This is a genomic window from Streptomyces sp. NPDC104307 (assembly GCF_055584045.1).
The window spans coordinates 1-3,260 of sequence record NZ_JBVJMU010000040.1 but is presented as its reverse complement, the minus strand read 5'-3'; the positions used below and the strand labels follow the sequence as shown (position 1 = coordinate 3,260).

1 protein-coding gene is annotated in these 3,260 nt (G+C 70.3%); it reads left to right on the top strand.

The window, feature by feature from the left end; all coding sequences use genetic code 11:
- The coding region (locus ACZ601_RS39045) for a type I polyketide synthase (RefSeq protein ID WP_469546996.1) at window positions 1–3,260 on the top strand (3,260 nt) is incomplete at both ends.

Sequence of the window (3,260 nt, the reverse complement as noted above, 5' to 3'; positions counted from 1 at the left end):
CTCCTCGGCAACCCCGGCCAAGCCAACTACGCCGCCGCCAACACCTTCCTCGACGCCCTCGCCCACCACCGCCACACCCAAGGCCTCCCCGCCACCTCCCTCGCCTGGGGCCTCTGGAACACCACCCACGGCATGGCCGCACAACTCGACGACGCCGAGCGCGCCCGTATGGCGGCGACCGGTGTGTCGCCCCTGACGGAGGAGCAGGGCCTCGCGGCCCTGGACGTGGCGCTCGGCCACCACCGTCCGGTCCTCGTGCCCGTCCCCGTGGACCTGTCGGCCCTGCGGTCACGCGCCGCGCGCGAACCGCTGCCGCCACTGCTCAGCGGCCTGCTGCGGACGCGGGCACGGCGCGCGGAGCAGGGTGCGGCAAGCGGCGGTCAGGCGCTCGCCGCGCGGCTCGCCCCGCTCACCGAGGCCGAGCGGCAGCAGGTCCTCCTTGAGGTCGTACGCGCCGAGGCCGACGGCGTGCTCGGGCGTACGGACACCACACCGGCCGATGCCACCAGGGCCTTCAAGACGATGGGCTTCGACTCGCTGTCCGCGATCGAACTGCGCAATCGGCTCACCACCCTTACCGGTCTCCGGCTCTCGTCGACCTTGATCTTCGACCACCCCACCCTGGACGCACTCGTCACCCACCTGGGCGAAGGCCTGGCCAAGCTGGGCGCCGCGCCCGCCGCGCCCCAAGCCGCCCGTACCGCTGTCGCCCACGTCGACTACACGGATGACCCGGTCGTCATCGTCGGCATGGCCTGCCGTTTCCCCGGCGGCGCCGGAACGCCCGAGGAACTGTGGCGAGTCCTGGCCGACGGAGTGGACACGGTCGGTGACTTCCCGGACGACCGGGGCTGGGACGAGAACCTGTACGACCCGGATCCGGCGGCGACCGGTCACTCGTACACCCGTCAGGGCGGGTTCCTTTACGACGCGGACGAGTTCGATGCCGATTTCTTCGGGATCAGCCCGCGTGAGGCCCTGGCCATGGACCCGCAGCAGCGGCTGCTCCTGGAGACTTCGTGGGAGGCGCTGGAGCGGGCGGGCATCGACCCGCAGACCTTGCGCGGCAGCGACACCGGCGTCTTCGCGGGCGTGATCACCGGGGACTACGTGACCCGGGTCGGTGCCCTCCCCGAAGGCATTGAGGGGTACGTCTCCACCGGCACCACCACCAGTGTCGCGTCGGGTCGGGTGGCGTACACGCTGGGGCTGGAAGGGCCCGCGCTCACGGTGGACACGGCGTGCTCGTCGTCCCTGGTCGCCCTGCACCTCGCGGCGCAGGCACTGAGGCAGGGCGAGTGCTCACTCGCCCTCGTGGGCGGTGCCACGGTCATGGCGGGGCCGGTCAATTTCGTGGAGTTCAGTCGGCAGCGGGCGCTGTCGCCTGACGGCCGGTGCAAGGCGTTCTCCGCCACGGCCAACGGCACCGGCTGGGGCGAAGGCGCCGGCATGCTGCTGGTGGAGCGCCTCTCCGACGCCCGGCGCAACGACCACCCCGTGCTGGCCGTCGTCCGGGGCAGTGCCGTCAATCAGGACGGTGCGTCCAATGGTCTGACCGCGCCGAACGGTCCTGCCCAGCAGCGGGTGATCCGGCAGGCTCTCGCCAACTCCGGTCTCACGCCTGCGGATGTGGATGCGGTGGAGGCGCATGGTACGGGGACGAAGCTGGGTGACCCGATCGAGGCCCAGGCCCTGATCGCCACCTACGGTCAGGAGCATTCGGCTGAGCAGCCGTTGTGGCTGGGCTCGCTGAAGTCCAACATCGGCCACACCCTTGCCGCTGCTGGGGTCGGCGGCGTCATCAAGATGGTGATGGCGATGCGGGAGGGTGTGCTGCCGCGCACTCTGCATGTGGATGAGCCGACCTCGCATGTGGACTGGTCGGCGGGTGCGGTGTCGCTGCTGGCCGAGGAGCGGGTGTGGCCGGAGGTGGGGCGTCCGCGCAGGGCGGCTGTCTCCTCCTTCGGTATCAGCGGAACGAACGCGCACGTGGTCCTGGAACAGGCCTCACCGGAGCAGGGCTCCCCGGAGCAGGCTTCCCCGGAGCAGGCTTCCCCGGACCCGGCTTCCCCCGAACAGGACTCCCCGGATTCGGCTCGGGTGGTGCCGTGGGTTCTGAGTGCCCGTTCCGGGGCGGCTTTGCGTGAGCAGGCGGTGCGGTTGCGGGAGTTCGTGACCGGCAACGGTGATGTTGCTTGCAGTGATGTGGGTCGTTCGTTGGTGGTGTCACGGTCGGTGTTTGATCATCGGGCGGTGGTGGTGGGTTCGGGCCGTGGCGAGTTGCTGGCGGGGTTGGACGCGGTCGCTGTGGGTGAGGTGGGGCCCGGGGTGGTGGTGGGTCGGGCGGGTGTGGGGCGTACGGCGTTCCTGTTCACCGGTCAGGGGGCTCAGCGGGTGGGTATGGGCCGGGAGCTGTATGCGGGTGAGGCGGTGTTCGCGGAGGCGTTCGATGCGGTGTGTGGGGTGGTGGATCCGTATCTGGCGGTGCCGTTGAAGGACGTGGTGTTCGGCGGTGGTCCGGAAGGGCTACTGGACCGGACGCAGTACACGCAGGTGGCGTTGTTCGCGGTGGAGACGGCGTTGTTCCGGTTGATGGAGCATCGTGGGGTGCGTCCGGATGTGCTGCTGGGGCATTCGGTGGGGGAACTCGTCGCGGCGCATGTGTCCGGTGTGCTGTCGCTGGAGGACGCGGGGCGGCTGGTCGCGGCGCGGGGCCGGCTGATGGAGGCCGCGCGCGACGACGGAGCGATGCTCGCGGTCCGGGCCACCGAGGCAGACGTCCTCGGACTGCTGGCCGGCTTCGCAGGCCGGGTAGATGTGGCGGCGGTCAACGGTCCGGGCGCTGTGGTGGTGTCCGGGGATGCGGACGCGGTGGAGGAGTTCGGTGGTCTGGTTCGGGAACGTGGGTGGAAGTCGAAGCGGCTGGCGGTGAGTCATGCGTTTCATTCCGCGCATATGGATGAGGTGCTGGAGGAGTTCACCGCGGTCGCTTCGTCACTGACCTTCGGACTGCCGACGGTTCCGGTTGTGTCGAATGTGACGGGCCGGGTCGCGACGGGTGAGGAGCTGGCGGATCCGGGTTACTGGGCCCGGCACATCCGGGGCACCGTCCGTTTCCATGACGGGCTGGCCACCCTCGCCGCCCAGGGCGTCAGCACCTACCTGGAACTGGGACCGGACCCGGTCCTGACCGCCATGGTCCAAGAAGCCCTGGCATCACCGGAACTCACCGCGGTCGCTGTTCTGCGTGGGGGCAGGGA